The sequence below is a fragment of the Ruegeria sp. CDSB013 genome, from assembly GCF_059611165.1.
Map to the genome: position 1 here is coordinate 73,254 of NZ_JBXWPA010000013.1, position 19,248 is coordinate 92,501.

The following is a 19,248-nucleotide window of genomic DNA, read 5'->3' on the forward strand; positions in this document are numbered from 1 at the left end:
GGTGGCAGCATTGAACTGCGCTGCGCGGACCGAGGACCCACTGGAGAAATGCAAAATACCTGCGCTAAAGCGCGGGTCCTTCACGCAGCTTTTCCTGCTCGGACGGGGTCGGCGTGTGATTGAAGACAAAGGCCGTGCGGCAGGCTTCTTCTCCGCCTAGGTCTTCGATTTTCTTGCGTTGATCGGCAAAGGCGCAGGAGTTGACCTCTTCGGGGTCGCAGATTTCTCGCAGACGGCGTTCCCCTTCGACCAGCGCAGCCTGAACCTGCGGGTCATTTACCCGATCCAGCGCGCGGTTGGTCTGTTCTTGAGGATCGGTTGACAGGTCGAACAATTGCGGGGGCTGTCCGACATAATAGACGTATTTCCATTCGTCCCATCGCACCATGAAACTGCCGGTTCTTGACCCACCATCGTGGTATTCGCTGAAGCCGGTTCGGTCGGGGTCGTCCGGCGCATTTGCCAACTCGATCAGAGACAAGCCGGGTTGACCCGCGTTGCCCTCGTCGGCTTCGACGCCGCAGATGTCCCGGGCGGTTGCAGCGATATCGGTCAGATTGGTACATGTGGTGACGCGTCGCCCCGACGGGATACCCGGGCCGGCCGCGATCATCGGAATTCCTGCACTGGCCTCATACATTACCTGTTTGGTCCAAAACCCCTGATCCCCCATCATGTCACCGTGGTCGGATACATAGATCACGACCGTATTTTCAGCATGACCACTGTCGGACAAGGCTTTCAGGATGCGCCCCACGCAATCATCCATCAGTGAGGTCAGGCCATAATAAGCCGCCTTGGCTTCGCACATTTTCTGTTCGTCAAAATAGTCATCGTAGTTGAAGAACGCGGCGATGTTGCGAAGCTCTTCATGATCCGGCAGCCCTTTGCCATACCCGACCGGCAAATCCATCTGAGCAGGGTCGTAAAGGTCGTACCATTCCTTGGGACAGGTCAGGGGATAGTGCGGACTGACCAGCGACACAAATGCTGCCCAGGGTTTGTCCTGGCGGGTGGGATCGGCCAGCCAGGCCTCGGCTGCTGCGGTAATGTCCAGATCGTAATCGGTGTAGGTGCTGGGCCCGACGCCCACATCGCCTGCCAGCTCGGATGCCGAATCATAGTCTGGTGGGTTTTCGCGCAAAAGCCCAACGGCCCAGCCGACACCTCCGACCACGTGCATCGGCAGGATCTCCTCGGAGAAGCCATTGTCGTCTTGGTTGGACCTGAAGTGCAGTTTTCCAATAGCGACGACCTCGCGCCCGGCGTCGCGCACCTGCCTCATCCAGCTGCGCGGGTGCCCGTCATAGGGGGTTGCGCTGTCCCAGTTTCCTGTCGTGTGAACCCAGTCTCCGGTCGCAAGCGCCGCCCGTGTGGGTACGCACATGGGTGAGGGTGTGTAGGCGGACTGAAACATCGTACCGCGCGTGGCCAGTGCATCCAGATTGGGCGTTTTGACAATCGGATGGCCCGCGCATCCCATCGCGTCTTTGCGGTGTTCGTCTGAAATGATGACGAGAAAGTTCAGGTCTTGACGCATGAAATCCTCCGACTTTTTCAAAGCTTCGCAATTGGCGCAGACTTTGCTGTTCGAAACACGACATTCTTCGCAGGAATCGGGAGTTGCGCCTAACGAGGGCGGTTGTATACGGATAATAATAATGTAATAACATATCAAAATTTTCGAGCGAGCATGACGACCCACTGACACCTGAAAGCCTAGGTTCGTGCGAGCCGATGAAAGGAGCGCACAATGACTGACCGCCGAAAGAACCGAAACCTGCGCAGCCGGATCAAACGCCGCCGACGGACGGGATCGCAAATGCAGGCCTATGACGCGTTGCCTGCCGAATTGCGATTGTGGCTTGCCTCGGCTTGTTTGCCGTGGAGCCCGGCCTCGGCGTTGCGCATTTGGGATAAGGTAGGCGGAGCGAATGATCCCGATGATGCCTATTTGCGTTTGAATGCGATTGAGCAATCCATGTTGCAACGGGACCGGCGCGTTTGGGACATGGCGTGCCTGGTGTGACGGCGGCCGATGCCCTGTATTTCAGGGCTTTCCTCTTGCACATGTCGGGAATTCCGCATATACGCGCGCTGTCAACACAAGGGCGGTCAACGTCCGGATGACGTTACTGAGCAGGGCCGGGTCACCTCGGCCCTTTGTGTTTGTTTGCTCAGGGGCGCACCGGATCACGTCCGATGACACCATGAAACAAGACCGGCGGAGACAACCGCTCGGCCAGTAAAAACGTATGTAAAGGAAAACACTGCCAGATGGCTGATACAACCATGGAGGAATTCGAAGCCCTCCTGAACGAAAGCTTCGAAATGGACACGCCCGAAGAGGGTTCTGTTGTCAAAGGCAAGGTACTGGCGATCGAAGCCGGCCAAGCCATCATCGACGTCGGCTACAAAATGGAAGGCCGCGTTGATCTGAAAGAATTCGCGAATCCCGGCGAAGCTCCTGAAATCGCTGTTGGTGACGAGGTCGAAGTCTACCTGCGTGCCGCAGAGAACGCCCGTGGCGAAGCTGTCATCTCGCGCGAGATGGCCCGCCGTGAAGAGGCATGGGACCGTCTGGAAAAAGCATATGCCGACGACCAGCGCGTCGAAGGTGCAATCTTTGGCCGCGTCAAAGGTGGCTTCACCGTCGATCTGGGTGGCGCAGTTGCGTTCCTGCCCGGCTCGCAGGTTGACGTTCGCCCCGTGCGCGACGCCGGCCCGCTGATGGGTCTGAAGCAGCCGTTCCAGATTCTGAAAATGGACCGCCGCCGTGGCAACATCGTTGTTTCGCGTCGCGCTATCCTGGAAGAATCGCGTGCCGAACAGCGTGCCGAAGTCATTGGCAACCTGACCGAAGGTCAGACCGTCGAAGGCGTGGTCAAGAACATCACCGAATACGGTGCATTTGTTGACCTGGGCGGCGTTGACGGCCTGCTGCACGTCACCGACATGGCATGGCGCCGTGTGAACCACCCGTCCGAGATCCTGACGATCGGCGAAACCATCAAGGTTCAGGTCATCAAGATCAACAAAGAGACCCACCGCATCAGCCTGGGCATGAAGCAGCTGCAGGAAGATCCATGGGATCTGGTTGCTGCCAAGTACCCGCTGGGCTCGGTCCATCAGGGTCGCGTCACCAACATCACCGACTACGGCGCGTTCGTCGAGCTGGAAGCCGGTGTCGAAGGTCTGGTGCACGTGTCCGAGATGTCCTGGACCAAGAAAAACGTCCACCCCGGCAAGATCGTTTCGACCAGCCAGGAAGTCGACGTCATGGTTCTGGAAATCGACGGCGCCAAGCGTCGTGTGTCTCTGGGCCTGAAGCAGACCATGCGCAACCCGTGGGAAGTGTTTGCAGAAACACACCCCGAGGGCACCGAGGTCGAAGGCGAAGTCAAGAACATCACCGAATTCGGTCTGTTCATTGGCCTCGAAGGCGACATCGACGGCATGGTTCACCTGTCCGACCTGTCGTGGGACGAACGTGGCGAAGACGCGATCCAGAACTACCGCAAAGGCGACATGGTTTCGGCCGTTGTCTCGGAAGTTGATGTTGAGAAAGAGCGTATCTCGCTGTCGATCAAAGCCCTGGGCGGTGACAAGTTCGCCGAAGCCGTGGGCGGCGTGAAGCGTGGCTCGATCATCACCGTTGGGGTCACCGCGATCGAAGATGGCGGCATCGAGGTGGAATACGAAGGCATGAAGTCCTTCATCCGCCGTTCCGACCTGTCGCGTGACCGTGCAGAGCAGCGCCCCGAGCGTTTCTCGGTCAGCGACAAGATCGACGTCCGCGTCACCAACGTCGACAGCAAGACACGTCGTCTGGGTCTGTCGATCAAGGCACGTGAGATCGCCGAAGAGAAAGAGGCCGTGGAACAGTACGGTTCTTCCGACTCGGGCGCATCGCTGGGCGACATCTTGGGTGCAGCGCTGAAATCCGGCGACTAAGCTCAGGCTGGATTTTCAGCCGAATTTACGGCCCCGTGCAGACGCGCGGGGCCGTTTTTGTTGCGAATCAATATGTTCCGAATTTTGGGCTTATTGCGGCTGTCGTTCACGCTTTAGGAGTGGATTTTGCCTCAACAAGCAAAAAATCGCGCGACTTTGCTGTAAAATGAATGCTTTGCACACAGAGTTTACGTTCCCCCGATCACGGTTTTTTCCTATACTGTCCAGAAGTATAGACATGGTTAACCGGTCGCCTGGGAGGGTAACACTCATGATCCGTTCAGAACTGATTCAGAAAATCGCCGACGAAAACCCACATCTCTATCAGCGTGATGTCGAGCGGATTGTGAATACCGTGTTCGAAGAAGTGACAGATGCCATGGCGCGTGGCGACCGTGTGGAACTGCGCGGCTTCGGTGCGTTCTCGGTCAAACAACGGGACGCGCGTGTTGGCCGCAATCCTCGTACGGGTGAGACCGTGCAGGTCGAAGAAAAATGTGTTCCATTCTTTAAAACTGGCAAGTTGCTAAGGGACCGATTGAACGGTAAAGCCTGACACCATGATGCGTTACCTTCGATATGCTTTCCTGGCGATCCTCGGGATCGTTCTTGTGTCGATCTCGCTGGCCAATCGCCAGATGGTCGAGTTGAAACTGATGCCGGATGCCTTGGCCGAACTGCTGGGTTTAAACCTCGCGACGACCCTGCCTTTGTTCCTTGTGGTGCTGGGCGGCGTTGTAGCCGGGTTGATCATCGGGTTCCTGTGGGAATGGCTGCGCGAGCACAAACACCGCCGCGACGCCTCGACCAAGACCGGAGAGGTGCGCAAGCTTGAGCGCGAGGTCAAAAAGCTCAAGAAAAAGCAGAATGAGGGCAAGGACGACGTTCTGGCTCTGCTGGACGAAGCCAGCTAAGGCACCTTTATATGACCGATGTAGCTGTAAAAATCTGCGGGCTAACCGCACCCGATCACGTGCGCGCTGCGGCTGATGCCGGTGCACGCTACGTCGGCTTTGTCTTTTTCTCAAAATCGCCACGGCATCTGGACCTTGATGCCGCGGCAGGGCTGTCGCAGCTTGTTCCTGCAGGCGTGGCCAAGGTCGCGCTGACCGTGAATGCGACGGACGAAGAACTGGACCGTATCGTCGCACGCGTGCCCTTGGACATGTTGCAATTGCATGGAAAGGAAACACCCCAGCGGGTTTCAGAAGTACGCGACAGGTTTGGCCTGCCGGTAATGAAGGCAATCGGCATCGCCGAGGCTGAGGATCTGAGCGCGATTGATCTGTATTCTGAAGTGGCTGATCAATTGCTGATCGACGCGAAGCCGCCGCGCACCTCCGAACTGCCGGGCGGCAACGGGCTTGCCTTTGACTGGAGATTGCTCGCAGGCCGGAAATACTGGCGAAAGCCGTGGATGCTGGCCGGCGGACTGACGCCGGACAACGTCGCCGAGGCGATCCGTATGACCGGCGCAAAACAGGTTGATGTGTCTTCCGGCGTCGAAAGTTCGCCCGGAGTTAAAGACTCCATTAAGATTTCTGAATTCGTTTCCGCCGCCCATTGATCTGCTTGCTGACCTCCCCCGTATATAACGTCGGGGAGGAACAAAGATGCTTGCGGCGATTGGCGGGGTTACCCTGAACCATTGGTACAACGCGCCAGAGTTCTTTTGGCGTGCGGGACAGGCATTGAAGCAGGCGCGCGGAGACCCATTATGCGAGTATGCGCAGATGTTCCCTCACGGTGGGCTCTACTTTTCACTCAGTGTTTGGCAAGACGCCGAGGCCATGCTGACATTTGCCCATTCGGGACCACACAGGCGCGTTCTTGCGGTGTCAGACCGGTTGTCCATCACGCACGAGTTCCACCATTTCTCATGCATCGCGGTGCCGACCGAAGAGCAGGCCCTGCGGATCTGGAAGCATCGATACAGGCCCACAAAATGATGCGTTTTGCCATGGCAAAACCTGTCAGCACCTCCTATGAACAACGGGTACGACGAGGGAGACACCCATGGCCAACGATCTATTCAATTCCTTCATGTCCGGTCCCGACGAACAGGGCCGCTTTGGCATCTTCGGCGGACGGTTTGTCAGCGAAACGCTGATGCCGCTGATTCTGTCGCTGGAAGAGGAATATGAGAAGGCCAAGGATGATCCGACTTTCTGGGCTGAAATGGACGATCTGTGGGCGAACTACGTGGGTCGCCCCTCGCCGCTGTACTACGCGGAACGCCTGACTGAGCACCTGGGCGGCGCGAAGATCTATCTCAAGCGCGATGAGCTGAACCACACCGGCGCACACAAGATCAACAATGTTCTGGGCCAGATCATTCTGGCGCGGCGCATGGGTAAAACCCGAATTATTGCGGAAACCGGGGCAGGGCAACACGGCGTGGCCACCGCCACCGTCTGCGCCAAGTTTGGCCTTAAGTGTGTGGTCTACATGGGCGCGCATGACGTACAGCGTCAAGCGCCCAACGTGTTCCGTATGCGTTTGCTGGGTGCCGAAGTGATTCCGGTGACGAGCGGCAGAGGCACGCTGAAAGACGCGATGAACGACGCGCTACGTGACTGGGTGACCAATGTGCGCGACACGTTCTACTGCATCGGCACTGTGGCGGGCCCGCACCCGTATCCGGCGATGGTGCGTGACTTCCAGTCGATCATCGGCAAGGAAGCTAAGGAGCAGATGCAAAAGGCCGAAGGCCGATTGCCCGATACGCTTATCGCCGCCATCGGCGGTGGGTCGAATGCGATGGGTCTGTTCTACCCGTTCCTTGACGACAAGAGCGTCAACATCATCGGTGTTGAGGCGGGCGGCAAAGGTGTGAACGAAAAGATGGAGCATTGCGCTTCGCTGACCGGCGGTCGCCCTGGTGTGCTGCACGGTAATCGCACGTACCTGCTGCAGGATGATGACGGCCAGATCCTTGAAGGCTATTCGATCTCGGCCGGTCTGGATTACCCCGGCATCGGGCCTGAGCATTCCTGGCTGAATGACATCGGTCGCGCGAACTATGTCTCGATCACCGACAAAGAGGCGCTGGAAGCGTTCCAGCTGTGCTGTGCAACCGAAGGCATTATCCCCGCGTTGGAACCCAGCCACGCGCTGGCACATGTTATGAAGATCGCGCCAGAGCTGCCCAAGGATCACCTGATCTGCATGAACATGTGCGGGCGCGGCGATAAGGACGTTCAGACTGTGGCCAAATACCTGAACTTCGACATGTCCGATACCGAAGGACGTACGGCTGGCTAACTATCGCCCGGGGCTTTGAGTCCCGGGTGTTTCATGCCACGCTGGTGGGCATGCAGGACGCGTCCAGTTCAGATAGACTCGATCAAAAATACGATGCCGCGGCACCCGGCTGGGCGGATAAAATGCGTTTGCTGGGCTATTTCGACGCCTATCTGGGATTTCTGTCGACTGGTTCAGCAGATGATTTAGGCCGGAACGGGCTGGATGTCGGGTGCGGGACCGGCGCTTTTGCCGAGGCACGTGCAGTCATTCAACCCAAAGGTAGGGTCACTCTACTCGAGCCATCCGGGAAAATGCTGAAACAGGCCGAGGGTGCATTGGCCCAAAGGGGCGTTACGACCCAGACTGCCCGATCACGGTTGGAGAAATTTCACCCAGCCGAGCCATTTGATTGCATTCTCGCCGCCCATGTCCTTGAACATTGCAGCGACCCCACCGATGCCCTACACCACATGCGCAGGCAGGCCACGCCAGCGGCAAAGCTATGGCTGGTCGTTAGCAAACCGCACTGGTGCAACGCGATTATCTGGCTTCAATGGCGTCACCGGTCCTACAGGCCGCAACAGGTGGCCAAGATGCTAAAGGATGCGGGGTGGCTGCTGGAGGCGGAGCACAGTTTTCCAACTGGTCCGCCCTCGCGCACATCGCGTGGCTATCTGGCGCGCGCCGTGTAAACATCAATCCGGTGTTGGCGACATGGATTGATCAGTTCTGATGCAAAACCGTTTCGAACCCCTCGAACTGAGGTGGGCCCACAAGAGCCGACTGCGTCTTGCCGTTGCCAGCGTTTTTGTGCGCATCCCGGAATTGTTGGGACTTGGTCCAGGCTTCGAAATCGCTGCGACTGTCCCAGATCACATGGCTGGAATACAGCCGATATCCGTCGCCTTCGGGGCCTTTCAGAAGGCGAAACTCCTGAAACCCTTGCAGTTCTTTCAAGCGGCTTTCGCGGTCTTTCCAAACGGATTCGAAATCGGCTTCGCTGCCCAAACGGACTTTGAAGCGGTTTATGGCGATAAAGCTCATAGCCTACCTCGTTTTTAACGGTTTTGCGCTTGCTAAACAAAGTGTCGGCTGGCGGGTTTCTTTGATGTGTTTTTGTCCCCGAGGTCAATCGGGTTTCGCGGCGTATTCGCGTAAGATTCCAATAGGGACGATGTCCAGCGCCCGCTGATGCGTGGCCTCAAGGTCGGCCTGGGGCGCGCAGCCCTCGTCATGGGCCTGCAGGAAACGCCCGGCACAAAGGCACCATTTGTCACCGGGTTTGAGACCGGGAAAGTCGAATTCAGGGCGCGGTGTGCTCAGGTCATTGCCGACATATTTGGAATAGGCCAAAAACTCGGCCGTCATGACCGCGCAGACCGTGTGACTGCCCTGATCTTCGGCGCAGGTGTTACAGGCCCCGTCCCGAAAAAACCCGGTCTGTGGATCGCGGGAGCAGGGGGCAAGGACGCCCCCCAGAACGTTTATGCTGTCCAGTTTTTGCATGAGCACACCTTACAGGCTTTGAGCGATCGTGCGGAACATTTCTATGTTCGCCTCGTTGACACCATCGTCGCGGAAATTGCGATCAGCCCCGGTTGCGACGATAACAACACCGCGCGGTTGGTCGAAATAGATGTACTGGCCATATACGCCACGGGCCAGAAACTCACCTTCATGCGCGCCAAGGGGGATCCACCACTGATAGCCATAGCCGATCTCTCCGGCCTTGGTGGGGGCGCTTGGAAAAACGGATTCCGCAATCCAATCGGCGGGTACAATCTGCTGACCGTTATGCTCGCCGTTTTGCAGGATCATCTGTCCAAACCGGGCAAAGTCGCGAGTGGTGAAGTTCAACCCGCCCAGGACGAAAGCCACGCCGGCACCATCGGTGACATAGTAACCGTCGCGTTCAAGGCCCAGAGGTTCAATGATCTTTTCGGTCAGCAAATCAGCCACAGATCGGTCCGTCGCACCGCGAACAATCATGCCGATAACGTGGGTGTCGATCGAGACATATTGCCATGTCTCGCCGGGCTCGACGAACGTTTCGTTCAGCGAGGCGGCAAAGTCATCCAGCTCTCCACCCAGGGCGACGACGCGACCCATTCGGTTGATGTCGGAGTTGTAGTCCAGATAGTCCTCGTCGAAGGTCACACCGCTGGCCATGTTCAGAACATTGCGGATCGTTGCGCCGTCATAAGCGGTGCCCTGCAGTTTCGGGGCGTATTTGACCACCGGATCGTCCAGCGAGTCGATGGCGCCTTCGGCCATCAGGATGCCGAACAGGGCGGACAGATAGCTTTTGGCGACCGACCAGGATATCCGGCGATCCTCGGGGGCGGTCCCCAAATAGTATTCTTCGAACCTGATCTGCCCGTCCTGCATCACCAGCAAAGAGGTTACGGCCCGGTCTTCGACCCATTTGTCCGTGCCCTCGGGCAGGTCAAAACCGGGGCCGTAGGGCAGTTCGAATGTCGCACCTTCCCCCCTTGGCAGGTCGACAGTCAGGAAGGCGTCATCCATGTGAGAGAAGTTGTAAATGATCTTTTCTTCGGAAAACAAAGAGTTCACTGCCATCAGGCGCTGAATCTCTTCGCGTTTCCAAACGCCAACGACCACCGCTGCCAGCACCAACATCAAAACGATGCGCAGCACCCATTTCATCAGGGTTCGCATATGTTACCTCCCGCTTTTGGTGTGCATTGGAGCGCGGACTGGCGCAGTTCGCAATTGAGACGTAGCGGCACCATCGTTGGCCTTACTTGAACTTGTCCATCAGTTTTTGCATGGCGGACCTGGTGTCCGCCTCGGGTTCAGGCGTAGCTGCAGCGACCGATTTCGAGGAGGCCGCAGCGGTTTTTGATGACCGTGGCGGTGCGGTGCGCAATGCGACCGCGTTCATGAATCTGCCACCATCGCCATCTGCCAAATGACCGGCACCGTCGGAAACCCCCCGCAAGACGTCTTCCAGCCAATCCGAATCTGCCTTGGCAAAGTCACTCAGGACATAAGGCGAGACCAGTTCTTTGCGGCCCGGATGCCCAATGCCCAGACGAACTCGATCATAGGCCGGGCTGATATGGTCATGGATCGACCGCAGACCGTTATGCCCGGCGTGACCTCCACCTGCTTTCGCACGCACCTTACCGGGCGCAAGATCCAGCTCGTCGTGAAAAACGGTCACATCTGTCGAGTCCAGCTTATAGAAGCGCATGGCCTCACCCACGGATTGACCCGAGCGGTTCATGAAGGTTTGTGGCTTGATCAGCAGCACCTTTTCCGAGCCCAACCGCCCCTCGGCGATTTCTGCCTGGAACTTTGATTTCCACGGGCCGAAACCGTGATCGTCGGCAATCCTGTCCAGTGCCATGAACCCGATATTGTGCCGGTTCCGGGCGTATTTCTGCCCCGGATTTCCCAGTCCGACAAAAAGTTTCATGACTCTGCTCTGCGCCTCCTAGTAGGACTTGCCCCTCATGCCCCGAAATGGATCGAAAATCCAGTGATGGCAAGGTGCAAAAGACGAGCTTCAGCCTTTGGGCGTGTACCAGATCGGAGAGGTATAGGCGCGTTCGGTTGTGGTCATCGGCACGTCGGCATCCATCTGGACGTTGAACCTTTTGGCCTCATAGGCCGTCCAGCGCGGCGTCGGGATTTCGATGACGCGGACATAGTAGAAGGCCCGCTGCGACGGGTCGAAATCCGGGTCCTGCCAATAGGTGATCAATTCCGGTGCACCAATTGTGTTGGTCCAAGTCGCGTTTCCCACATCGACCGTGTTCCCGACCAAAGGCAATTTTCCGTCTGCGTCGGGCACACGATCTCCGCCCCATGCCACGTCATAGACCTTTTCTCCGCGCGTCCCGTCTGCGTTCAGCCACCCTTTGATGACCTGTACACGGTCGAGATTGCCGCTATAGGGGTCTTTCAGCGCTGCGATCAGGAAATTCGGTGCACCGTCGCCGGTTCTGGCGGGTAGATCCGAACCCATCGGTACGCCCTTAGCGTAGCCAAGATCGGCAGGCAGGCGAGACAGAGCATCTTCTTCTGCAAAATCCCAGCCGCCGAAGAACCGCACCAGCATACGCGAACCGGTGGTGCCGTAGACTTCGCGCCGCTCGAGCGCGTCAAAGATCGCCTCGCGGGTATTCTCCATGGCCCAAACAGCAGCATATCCACCCGAGGCCTGTTTCCAGCCATAGATTGAGAACTCGGGGTCGGGGGCTTCGATAACCAAATGTTCCCAGCGGTTTGGCTCCGGTTCCACGCCGGAATGCTTGCCAAAGAAGTTCTCCTCTTCCACGGCTGCCATGCCAGTATGCGCGTCAGTCGAACCAATCTGACCGACCTTGTAGGGGTTGATGCCCAGTTGTTCTTCCAGCATCAGACCGGTTTTGTAAGCCTCGCGGGAATACTCGTATTGCAACATGTCCTGAGTTTTGGCTTCGGTCCCGTTCAGGTTTGACGCGTCCCACGTGTCAAAATCCGCGAATTCGTCATCGGGCTGAGAAACGGATGCGCTTCACTGTCACCTTTGATCTGCGTAGTTTCGATGACCGGTTCGAACCGTGCACGCAGGCGCGCGTTTTCTTCCGATAAGGGCGTCCCGTCAAAGTTCGAAACTGAAAACAAGCGACCATTGGACAGGTTGCCATTATGGGGAATTGCAAGCACGTCACCGCCTGTCCGATCCTCATAGTCGGCCAGGTGTGCCCATAGGTCTTCAGGGTTCTTACTGTCGAATTGCGAGAACGGAAGTACCTGATTGGCGTTGGCCGCAGCATCCCGGAAGATCACGTTGCGGTGGATGTTGTCTCCGCCCTCAGACGTCCACTCGTAACCGATTAGAGCGGTAAAGACGCCGGGCTCGTTGTACTGGTCCGCAAGGGCCGTATAGTTCTGCCAAGCGTCCTTGATGGCTTTGGGATTGTCGATCGGGGGCTCATTCCCGGACAACGACGCCACGATTTCCATAGCGGTGGCAAAGACAATGTCGTTGTCGTTGCTGGTAAGCGCGTTGTACCAGGCTTTGCCTTGCGGGGTCGACAGAACATTCTGATCCCCGCCAAGTAACTGGGGCATTAGCCCATACATTTCGGCATGGTCCGAGACTACAAGCCAATCCAGTGGTTGGGAAAGCTTTGCCTGCAATCCATGCGTCGTAGTGACTTCGTGGCCTCGCGCGAACCGAAACGCGTCCTCTTGGCTAAGACGGGTCATGGTTCCGGCGTCAACGGACACCTGGGTATGAAGATGTGTGTCACCCCAAAGCGGTCGGGTCGGAAAGTTTCTACCGGCATATGGCGAGAAATGATCAGACGTGAAACGTTCAGCAACGTCATCCTTACTGGGCAGAGTGTCCTGCACTTGCGCAGTGACCGAAGATCCGAAACCGACGCTGACGGCCATTGAAATTAGGGCTGGTAGAAAATTTGATTGGGGTCTCATGATCGCGTGCTACGCTGAACTATTCGATGAGCTGGTGGCATTCCAATTGGGCCACTGGCAGCGAACTTAGCACAGTCTGCGATCAAATGCGAAAATGTGCATTTGAAAAAAACGGGGCTCCGATGGAACCCCGTTTCATTTCCAGTACAGTTAAGCCTGAACTTACTCTTCGGCTTCCTGACCGACGACTTCAACTTCGTCTGCGGCCACTTCACCTTCTTCACCCTCTTCGTCGTCGCTTGTCGACAAACCAGTCGGTGCCGAGATGTTCGCGATCACGAAGTCACGGTCGATTGTCGGCTTGGTGCCTTCGGGCAGGTCGACCGACGAAATGGTGGCAACGTCGTTGATGTTCATGCCGGTCACGTCAACAGTGATCTTCTCAGGAATATCACCAGCGGTGCACAGCAGTTCGACTTCCGGACGGACAACCGTCAAAACGCCGCCCTTTTTGATGCCGGGTGCTTCTTCCTCGTTGATGAACTCAACCGGGATGAACAGCGCGATCTTAGTGGTCCGACGCAGGCGCATCAGATCCAGGTGGGTCGGAAGGTCTTTGACGACGTCACGCTGAACGTCGCGGCAGATGACGCGAACGTCTTCCTGGCCTTCAACTTTCAGGTTCCACAGGGTCGACTTGAACCGGCCAGCTTTCAGGCGCTTGAACAGTTCGTTGAACGGGATCTGAATCGGCAGCGGTTCTTTGTCGCCACCAAATACAATGCCCGGAACCATGCCGTCGCGGCGTGCCTGACGAGCGGCGCCCTTGCCTGTCCCCGTCCGTTCCAGAGCTACGAGATCAGGAATCTCTCCAGCCATGATAATTCTCCAATGTTAGGGCGGGCATCCTCCAAGGCTGTATGCCCGCGTGAAGCCGCGTCCTTAGCTTGAATTGTCAGGTTTGAAAAGGGGTTTTTAGCGGTCTTCATACTTTGCGAGGCTCTGCCTCGCGCTCCGGGATATTTGGGGCCAGATGAAGATCGGATCCCCTGCTTCATCTGGCAGAAAATATCCCGGGGGAATCGCAGCTTGCTGCGGTGGGGGCAGAGCCCCCTTTAACAAGGTTTGCTGGAAGGTCTTGCGAGATCAGGCTTGCCATCGGCCGCCGAAATCCTCGGGGATCAGCAGGTTGTGACGACCCAGACTGCTCACATCCCGCTCGCCGCACAGGGCCATCGTGGTGTCCAGCTCTTTGTGGATAATGTCCAGCGCAGTCGTGACACCTTGTTGGCCCATCGCACCCAGCCCATAGACAAAAGCGCGACCGATGTAAGTGCCCTTGGCCCCAAGTGCCAGCGCTTTGAGAACGTCCTGCCCGGACCGGATGCCGCTGTCCAGATGGACTTCGACGTCACCACCAACTGCGTCCATGATTTCAGGCAAAACACGGATCGAACTGAGCGCTCCATCCAACTGTCGCCCGCCGTGGTTTGAAACAACGATGGCATCTGCGCCCAGTTTAGCTGCCATCCTGGCGTCCTCGGCATCCAGAATGCCCTTCAGGATCACCTTGCCGCCCCACTGTTCCATCAGCTTTTCGACCTTCTTCCAGTCGAGGCTGGGGTCGAATTGTTCTGCCGTCCACGCGCCCAACGATGAGGCGTCAGAGACGCCCTCGGCATGGCCAACGATATTGCCAAATTCGCGCCGATGTGCACCCAGCATTTCGATCCCCCAAGCCCATTTGGTCATGAGGTTTGCAATTGTCTTGGCGGTCAGTTTCGGCGGCGCGGACAAGCCATTTTTCAAATCCTTGTGGCGCTGCCCCAGAATTTGCAGGTCCAAGGTGATGACCAATGCCGAACATTTGGCATCCTTGGCGCGCTGGATCAGGCGACCGACGTAATCCTGATCCTTCATTGCATAAAGCTGAAACCAAAAGGGTTTGCTTGTATGCCCTGCGACATCCTCGATCGAGTTGATCGACATGGTTGACAGGGTGAAGGGCACGCCGAATTCCTCGGCAGCCTTTGCGGCCTTCATCTCACCGTCCGCGTGCTGCATGCCTGTCAGGCCAACGGGGGCCAGAGCCACCGGCATCGCAACATCCTGTCCGATCATCTGCGATGCGGTCGAGCGCCTGTCCATGTCCACGGCGACCCGCTGGCGCAGCCTGATATCTTCGAAATCCGAGCTGTTCTCGCGGAAGGTTTGTTCGGTCCAGCTGCCGCTTTCGGCGTAGTCGAAAAACATGCGTGGCACGCGCCGTTCGTAGATGCGTTTCAGGTCTTCGATATTGGTAATAACGGGCATATTTTTCGGCCTTCGCAGGATTGGTTCTTTTTGTTTACCAACCATTTGAGGCCCTCGCAACGCCGAGACTTTGCGATGCGACGCCATGTATTACGGGCAAGAAAAAAACGCGGCCGGACAGGGCCGACCGCGTTGAAAATTGATCAGGTCTCGATCAGGCTGAGTGTGCGCCGTCAGCCAGAGATTTCACGAAATCCAATACTTCGCCGGTGGGCTTGCCCGCAGCGATCTGGCTGACGATAGCAGAGCCGACCACTGCACCATCAGCAACAGTTGCGATTGCCTGTGATTTTTCAGGTGTATTGATTCCGAACCCGACGATCACTGGTAAATCGGTTGCGGATTTGATGCGGGCGACCTCGGGGCCAACATTTGTAGCTTGGGCTTCGGCCGCACCGGTAATGCCGGTGATTGACACGTAATACACAAAACCCGATGTGTTCTGCAGAACGCGCGGCAGGCGTTTGTCATCGGTTGTTGGCGTGGCCAGACGGATAAAGTTCAGACCTGCAGCTTGTGCGGGCAGGCATAGCTCTTCATCTTCTTCTGGTGGCAGGTCGACGACGATCAGACCGTCAATGCCGACCTCTTTGGCATCTGCAAGGAACTTATCGACGCCGCGGTTATAGATCGGGTTGTAGTAGCCCATCAGCACAATCGGAGTGGTATCGTCGGTCTCGCGGAAGGCGCGGGCCAGATCCAAGGTTCGCTGCAAGGTCATTCCACCGTCCAGTGCGCGTTGACCGGCGGCTTGGATCGTCGGGCCGTCTGCCATTGGATCGGTAAAGGGCAGGCCCAGTTCGATGACATCGACACCTGCGCCGGGCAGGCCCTTTACGATCTCAAGCGAAGTCTCAAAATCTGGGTCTCCGGCCATGATGTAGGCGACGAACGCCTTCTTTCCCTGTTCTTTCAGAGAGGCGAACTTGGCGTCGATACGGGTCATAAGCTGTCCTTGCAATCAGGTTCAGACCTGATGTGCAGAAACTTTGAAAAGAAATCAATCCCGGTTCGCTGCGAAGCCCCTAGAACGCAAGGTGGTATCGCAGCAGCACAGAATTGACGCCCGGGTTTTCCTGTTGCGTGCTTGCATTCGATTTATGCGTAATCGCAAGAGAGACTTTGTTGCCGCTGTTCAGCGTATAACCGACGCCCAACAGGCTGCGGATCTGGAAACTGCCGCCGAGGTCGTTCAGTTCCTCTGATTCAGAGAAATAGCCGGGCATGACGCTGCCCTCTACGAACCAGCGTTCCGCGAAGCTATATGTACCGATAAGGCCAGCGCCCACATGGACGTCACCGGCTTCGTCCACGGTCAGCGCACCGCCCCATGTCGCGGACAGGCGCGTTGCCTCGTAGAAAGGGCGATGATGGTATTCGACCGAAAAGGCGGCCTGGTCTTTTGCGTCACTTTCGGAAAAATCTGCATATCCGGCACCGAAGACAACTGATTGTGCGTGTGCGGAGGTCGTGGCGAAAAGAACCCCAAGGGCAAGAACGAAAGATCTCATGTCAGCATTCACTATTCAATTTTTCTAGATTGCTAATTGGTGATTCTAGTGCTCTCGTTTCAATGTGCGCAAGCGCACAAAGCCGTGACAATCAATTGTGTTGTCAAAACGCTCTTGCGTACCTAATGCGCCCGCTGGCTTGCGCATTGTGCCCGACCTGCATAGAAGCTGCGCTCGAATGCTATGCAGGAGGCCGTCATGGGCTTTAAAATGGGAATCGTGGGTCTGCCGAATGTGGGTAAGTCGACCCTCTTCAATGCGCTGACCAAAACCGCAGCTGCGCAGGCGGCGAATTTCCCGTTCTGCACGATCGAACCCAATGTGGGCGATGTGGCCGTCCCCGACGACCGGCTGGACAAGCTGGCCACTATCGCAAGCTCCAAGCAAATCATTCCGACGCGCATGACCTTTGTGGATATTGCGGGTCTGGTGAAGGGTGCCTCGAAAGGTGAAGGGCTGGGCAACCAGTTTCTGGCGAACATCCGTGAAACCGACGCCATTGCCCACGTGCTGCGCTGTTTCGAAGATGGCGATGTGACCCACGTGGACGGCCGCGTTGATCCTGTGGCCGATGCCGACACCATCGAGACCGAACTGATGCTGGCCGATCTGGAGAGCATCGAAAAGCGCCGCGCCAATCTGGTGCGCAAGCTGAAAGGCAATGACAAAGAGGCGCAGCAGCAGGAACGCTTGCTGGCCGAGGCGCAAGCGATGCTGGAAAACGGCAAACCCGCGCGTCTGGTCGAAGTTTCCGACGAAGACGCCAAAGCATGGACGATGCTGCAGCTGCTGACCACAAAACCGGTTCTCTATGTTTGCAACGTGTCCGAAGAAGAAGCGGCCGACGGCAATGAATACTCCGCCAAAGTGGCTAAAATGGCCGCTGCTCAAGGCAATTCACACGTCATCATCAGTGCCAAGATCGAAGAAGAGATCAGCCTTCTGGAAGAAGACGAGGCACAGATGTTCCTGGAAGAAATGGGTCTGGAAGAGCCCGGCCTCGACCGTCTGATCCGTGCCGGCTATGACCTGCTCAAGCTGGAAACCTATTTCACCGTTGGCCCGAAAGAGGCCCGCGCCTGGACCATTCGCACGGGCACCGCCGCGCCGCAGGCCGCTGGTGTGATCCATGGGGATTTCGAAAAAGGTTTCATTCGCGCTGAGACGATCGCCTATGACGACTATATCGCTGCCAATGGTGAACAAGGCGCAAAGGAAGCAGGCAAGATGCGGGCCGAGGGTAAGGGCTACATCGTCAAAGACGGCGATGTGATGCACTTTTTGTTCAATACCTGAGTGCCGATTGACCCTGCGTGAAGCGGACCATTCAGATGCGTCAAGCATCGCTGCGATCTCGATTGAAGTCTGGATTGGCACCTATCTCAAACGCGGGGTTAGCGGTTTTTTCGCGGATTACGCGCTGACCGAGTTCACGCCAGCGCGTATCGGTGCCCTGATCAGCGATCCGGAAGAGTTCATTCTGGTGTCGAATAATACACAGGGGATCGACGGGTTCATTCGCGTCTCTCCGGTCTGTGATGCCCCTGTCGTGGGGTGGTCGGGTATGGAAATTTCGACGTTCTATGTTCAGCCGCGTCATCACGGCAAAGGGATCGGCACGCGCCTGCTTGCGGCAGCGCTGACGCATTGCCGAGAGAAACGGGCCGATTCCGTCTGGTTGACCACCAATGCAGAAAACGATCCGGCCATCGCCTTCTATCTGGCCAATGGGTTTGTACAGATTGGCGAGACCCAGTTCCGGATTGCAGACCAGGGCTATCTCAACAATGTCTATGCCTTGTCTTTGACCTGAACGCATCGCTTTCCCCCAACGTAAAAGCCGCTAATCTGGGTTTCTGGCCTCACCTTGGGATACCGAAACATGATCGAAATCCGCGACCTGCAATTGCTTAGCGCCTTGGCCCGGCATCGCCATTTTGCCAAAGCGGCCGAGGAATGCGGAATTTCTCAGCCAGCGTTTTCCATGCGTATTCGGAATCTCGAGGACCGGCTGGGTGTCTCAATCGTGCGCCGCGCCAACAGGTTTCAGGGCCTGACTGAAGAAGGCGAGATGATCGTCCAGCGCGCGCGGCGCATTCTGGATGAGACAAAGGCGCTGGAACAGCAGGTTCTGGCCTCGAAGGGAGAGATTACCGGGACACTCAAACTGGGTGTAATCCCAACCGCGATTGCCTTTACCGGACGGCTGATCAAGCGGCTGCATCAGGCGCATCCGCGCGTTGTCACACGGATCGAAACCATGTCGGCCTCGTCCATTCAGCACCGGTTGGATGAGGGTAGTCTGGATGCGGGTATCACTTATGGCGACAGCATTGGCACCGACTTGCGGCAGGTTCAGCCGTTGTACGAAGAGACTTACGTGCTGTTGATACCGTCGCATATGACCGAAGAAACCGGGCCGATCCCGTGGACACAGGTCGCCGAGTTTCCACTCAGCCTGCTTGAGCCGCAGATGCAGAATCGTCGCATACTGGACCGCATCTTCGCTGAGCAGGGTCTCCACCCCCAAGTGGTCGCTGAAACCAGTGGCTTTACTGCCTCAATGGTCATGGCGCGTGAAGGGCTGGCAGCCACAGTTGTCCCCCGCGTTCTGGTGCGTGCGCTGGGTGATCTTAAGGGGACGCGTGTGCTGCCTCTGGTCGATCCTGTTGTAAGTAAACCGATTTGTCTGGCCACCTTAAGCCGAGACCCGGAATTGCCGACGGTCGGGGCTTTGCGCGCTGTTGTGACGTCTTTGCGGTGATAAGGTGTCGTTATCGTGCGATAGCGATAAGCGATTTGACGATATACTATTCTGATGAGACACGGAGCC

The 19,248-nt window shown here is 57.0% G+C and carries 20 protein-coding genes and 1 pseudogene; 11 read left to right on the forward strand and 10 right to left on the reverse strand.

Translation table 11 applies throughout. From position 1 onward, the window contains the following. Positions 1-64 precede the first annotated feature (64 nt). Entirely contained in the window at positions 65-1,540 is a 1,476-nt protein-coding gene (locus AC2FJF_RS19465; RefSeq protein WP_496726815.1) for a sulfatase family protein, read from the reverse strand. Between the two features lie 213 nt (positions 1,541-1,753). On the opposite strand from AC2FJF_RS19465, the gene AC2FJF_RS19470 reads away from it, so the two are divergent. The 8 genes from AC2FJF_RS19470 (at position 1,754) to AC2FJF_RS19505 (ending at position 7,892) form a co-directional block, all read left to right on the forward strand. Then, a complete protein-coding gene (locus AC2FJF_RS19470; protein ID WP_282120711.1) occupies positions 1,754-2,029 on the forward strand; it encodes a DUF6525 family protein in 276 nt (91 codons plus the stop codon). Between the two features lie 248 nt (positions 2,030-2,277). After that, positions 2,278-3,954 (forward strand): 30S ribosomal protein S1, encoded by a 1,677-nt coding sequence (rpsA, locus tag AC2FJF_RS19475; protein WP_496726816.1) that lies wholly within the window; start codon positions 2,278-2,280, stop codon positions 3,952-3,954. 271 nt (positions 3,955-4,225) lie between these two features. Then, positions 4,226-4,510 (forward strand): integration host factor subunit beta, encoded by a 285-nt coding sequence (gene ihfB / locus AC2FJF_RS19480; protein WP_037310872.1) that lies wholly within the window; start codon positions 4,226-4,228, stop codon positions 4,508-4,510. Between the two features lie 7 nt (positions 4,511-4,517). Continuing rightward, the gene (locus AC2FJF_RS19485) at positions 4,518-4,868 is read left to right on the forward strand and encodes a lipopolysaccharide assembly protein LapA domain-containing protein (protein ID WP_496726817.1); all 351 of its coding nucleotides are present in this window, start codon (positions 4,518-4,520) and stop codon (positions 4,866-4,868) included. Between the two features lie 11 nt (positions 4,869-4,879). Next, positions 4,880-5,521, forward strand: a complete 642-nt coding sequence (locus AC2FJF_RS19490; RefSeq protein WP_496726818.1) for a phosphoribosylanthranilate isomerase — start codon at positions 4,880-4,882, stop codon at positions 5,519-5,521. 46 nt (positions 5,522-5,567) lie between these two features. Beyond that, positions 5,568-5,903: a hypothetical protein gene (locus AC2FJF_RS19495; RefSeq protein ID WP_496726819.1), complete on the forward strand. Its 336-nt coding sequence runs from the start codon at positions 5,568-5,570 to the stop codon at positions 5,901-5,903. A gap of 67 nt (positions 5,904-5,970) precedes the next feature. After that, complete coding sequence (trpB, locus tag AC2FJF_RS19500) at positions 5,971-7,218, forward strand: tryptophan synthase subunit beta (protein WP_108860968.1); 1,248 nt, start codon at positions 5,971-5,973, stop codon at positions 7,216-7,218. Positions 7,219-7,244: 26 nt separating this feature from the next. Beyond that, a complete protein-coding gene (locus tag AC2FJF_RS19505) occupies positions 7,245-7,892 on the forward strand; it encodes a class I SAM-dependent methyltransferase (RefSeq protein ID WP_496726820.1) in 648 nt (215 codons plus the stop codon). A 31-nt stretch (positions 7,893-7,923) separates the two neighbouring features. Here AC2FJF_RS19505 and hmuQ read toward each other — a convergent pair whose 3' ends face one another. The 9 genes and pseudogenes from hmuQ to AC2FJF_RS19550 form a co-directional block, all read right to left on the reverse strand. Then, on the reverse strand, positions 7,924-8,244 hold the full coding sequence (hmuQ, locus tag AC2FJF_RS19510) for a heme-degrading protein HmuQ (RefSeq protein ID WP_496726821.1): 321 nt from the start codon (positions 8,242-8,244) through the stop codon (positions 7,924-7,926). Positions 8,245-8,328: 84 nt separating this feature from the next. Then, positions 8,329-8,706, reverse strand: a complete 378-nt coding sequence (locus AC2FJF_RS19515) for a DUF2237 family protein (protein ID WP_496726822.1) — start codon at positions 8,704-8,706, stop codon at positions 8,329-8,331. Between the two features lie 9 nt (positions 8,707-8,715). Further along, positions 8,716-9,879, reverse strand: a complete 1,164-nt coding sequence (locus tag AC2FJF_RS19520; RefSeq protein WP_496726823.1) for a serine hydrolase domain-containing protein — start codon at positions 9,877-9,879, stop codon at positions 8,716-8,718. A gap of 82 nt (positions 9,880-9,961) precedes the next feature. Continuing rightward, positions 9,962-10,642 (reverse strand): aminoacyl-tRNA hydrolase, encoded by a 681-nt coding sequence (gene pth, locus AC2FJF_RS19525; RefSeq protein WP_496726824.1) that lies wholly within the window; start codon positions 10,640-10,642, stop codon positions 9,962-9,964. Between the two features lie 90 nt (positions 10,643-10,732). Next, a pseudogene (locus AC2FJF_RS19530) lies at positions 10,733-12,651 on the reverse strand (DUF3604 domain-containing protein). A 162-nt stretch (positions 12,652-12,813) separates the two neighbouring features. Further along, positions 12,814-13,470 carry a 50S ribosomal protein L25/general stress protein Ctc gene (locus AC2FJF_RS19535; protein ID WP_496726825.1) on the reverse strand — a complete coding sequence of 219 codons (657 nt, stop codon included), beginning with the start codon at positions 13,468-13,470 and terminating at the stop codon, positions 12,814-12,816. A gap of 267 nt (positions 13,471-13,737) precedes the next feature. Beyond that, on the reverse strand, positions 13,738-14,904 hold the full coding sequence (locus tag AC2FJF_RS19540; RefSeq protein ID WP_496726826.1) for an alpha-hydroxy acid oxidase: 1,167 nt from the start codon (positions 14,902-14,904) through the stop codon (positions 13,738-13,740). Between the two features lie 154 nt (positions 14,905-15,058). After that, positions 15,059-15,850, reverse strand: a complete 792-nt coding sequence (gene trpA / locus AC2FJF_RS19545) for a tryptophan synthase subunit alpha (RefSeq protein WP_496726827.1) — start codon at positions 15,848-15,850, stop codon at positions 15,059-15,061. Between the two features lie 79 nt (positions 15,851-15,929). Next, positions 15,930-16,415 carry an acyloxyacyl hydrolase gene (locus AC2FJF_RS19550; protein WP_496726828.1) on the reverse strand — a complete coding sequence of 162 codons (486 nt, stop codon included), beginning with the start codon at positions 16,413-16,415 and terminating at the stop codon, positions 15,930-15,932. A gap of 198 nt (positions 16,416-16,613) precedes the next feature. On the opposite strand from AC2FJF_RS19550, the gene ychF reads away from it, so the two are divergent. From ychF to AC2FJF_RS19565, 3 genes are all read left to right on the forward strand, one after another. After that, positions 16,614-17,711 (forward strand): redox-regulated ATPase YchF, encoded by a 1,098-nt coding sequence (ychF, locus tag AC2FJF_RS19555; protein ID WP_496726829.1) that lies wholly within the window; start codon positions 16,614-16,616, stop codon positions 17,709-17,711. A gap of 7 nt (positions 17,712-17,718) precedes the next feature. After that, on the forward strand, positions 17,719-18,228 hold the full coding sequence (locus AC2FJF_RS19560) for a GNAT family N-acetyltransferase (protein ID WP_496726830.1): 510 nt from the start codon (positions 17,719-17,721) through the stop codon (positions 18,226-18,228). Between the two features lie 69 nt (positions 18,229-18,297). Continuing rightward, a complete protein-coding gene (locus AC2FJF_RS19565; RefSeq protein ID WP_109312573.1) occupies positions 18,298-19,179 on the forward strand; it encodes a LysR family transcriptional regulator in 882 nt (293 codons plus the stop codon). The last annotated feature ends 69 nt before the right edge of the window (positions 19,180-19,248 follow it).

Coding starts and splice junctions, on each gene's coding strand:
- rpsA (WP_496726816.1), top strand. CDS start 2,278: ATGGCTGATACAACCATGGAGGAATTCGAAGCCCTCCTGAACGAAAGC.
- AC2FJF_RS19520 (WP_496726823.1), bottom strand. CDS start 9,879: ATGCGAACCCTGATGAAATGGGTGCTGCGCATCGTTTTGATGTTGGTG.
- AC2FJF_RS19565 (WP_109312573.1), top strand. CDS start 18,298: ATGATCGAAATCCGCGACCTGCAATTGCTTAGCGCCTTGGCCCGGCAT.
- AC2FJF_RS19465 (WP_496726815.1), bottom strand. CDS start 1,540: ATGCGTCAAGACCTGAACTTTCTCGTCATCATTTCAGACGAACACCGC.
- AC2FJF_RS19485 (WP_496726817.1), top strand. CDS start 4,518: ATGCGTTACCTTCGATATGCTTTCCTGGCGATCCTCGGGATCGTTCTT.
- AC2FJF_RS19535 (WP_496726825.1), bottom strand. CDS start 13,470: ATGGCTGGAGAGATTCCTGATCTCGTAGCTCTGGAACGGACGGGGACA.
- hmuQ (WP_496726821.1), bottom strand. CDS start 8,244: ATGAGCTTTATCGCCATAAACCGCTTCAAAGTCCGTTTGGGCAGCGAA.
- ihfB (WP_037310872.1), top strand. CDS start 4,226: ATGATCCGTTCAGAACTGATTCAGAAAATCGCCGACGAAAACCCACAT.
- AC2FJF_RS19495 (WP_496726819.1), top strand. CDS start 5,568: ATGCTTGCGGCGATTGGCGGGGTTACCCTGAACCATTGGTACAACGCG.
- pth (WP_496726824.1), bottom strand. CDS start 10,642: ATGAAACTTTTTGTCGGACTGGGAAATCCGGGGCAGAAATACGCCCGG.
- AC2FJF_RS19490 (WP_496726818.1), top strand. CDS start 4,880: ATGACCGATGTAGCTGTAAAAATCTGCGGGCTAACCGCACCCGATCAC.
- trpA (WP_496726827.1), bottom strand. CDS start 15,850: ATGACCCGTATCGACGCCAAGTTCGCCTCTCTGAAAGAACAGGGAAAG.
- AC2FJF_RS19540 (WP_496726826.1), bottom strand. CDS start 14,904: ATGCCCGTTATTACCAATATCGAAGACCTGAAACGCATCTACGAACGG.
- trpB (WP_108860968.1), top strand. CDS start 5,971: ATGGCCAACGATCTATTCAATTCCTTCATGTCCGGTCCCGACGAACAG.
- ychF (WP_496726829.1), top strand. CDS start 16,614: ATGGGCTTTAAAATGGGAATCGTGGGTCTGCCGAATGTGGGTAAGTCG.
- AC2FJF_RS19515 (WP_496726822.1), bottom strand. CDS start 8,706: ATGCAAAAACTGGACAGCATAAACGTTCTGGGGGGCGTCCTTGCCCCC.
- AC2FJF_RS19470 (WP_282120711.1), top strand. CDS start 1,754: ATGACTGACCGCCGAAAGAACCGAAACCTGCGCAGCCGGATCAAACGC.
- AC2FJF_RS19550 (WP_496726828.1), bottom strand. CDS start 16,415: ATGAGATCTTTCGTTCTTGCCCTTGGGGTTCTTTTCGCCACGACCTCC.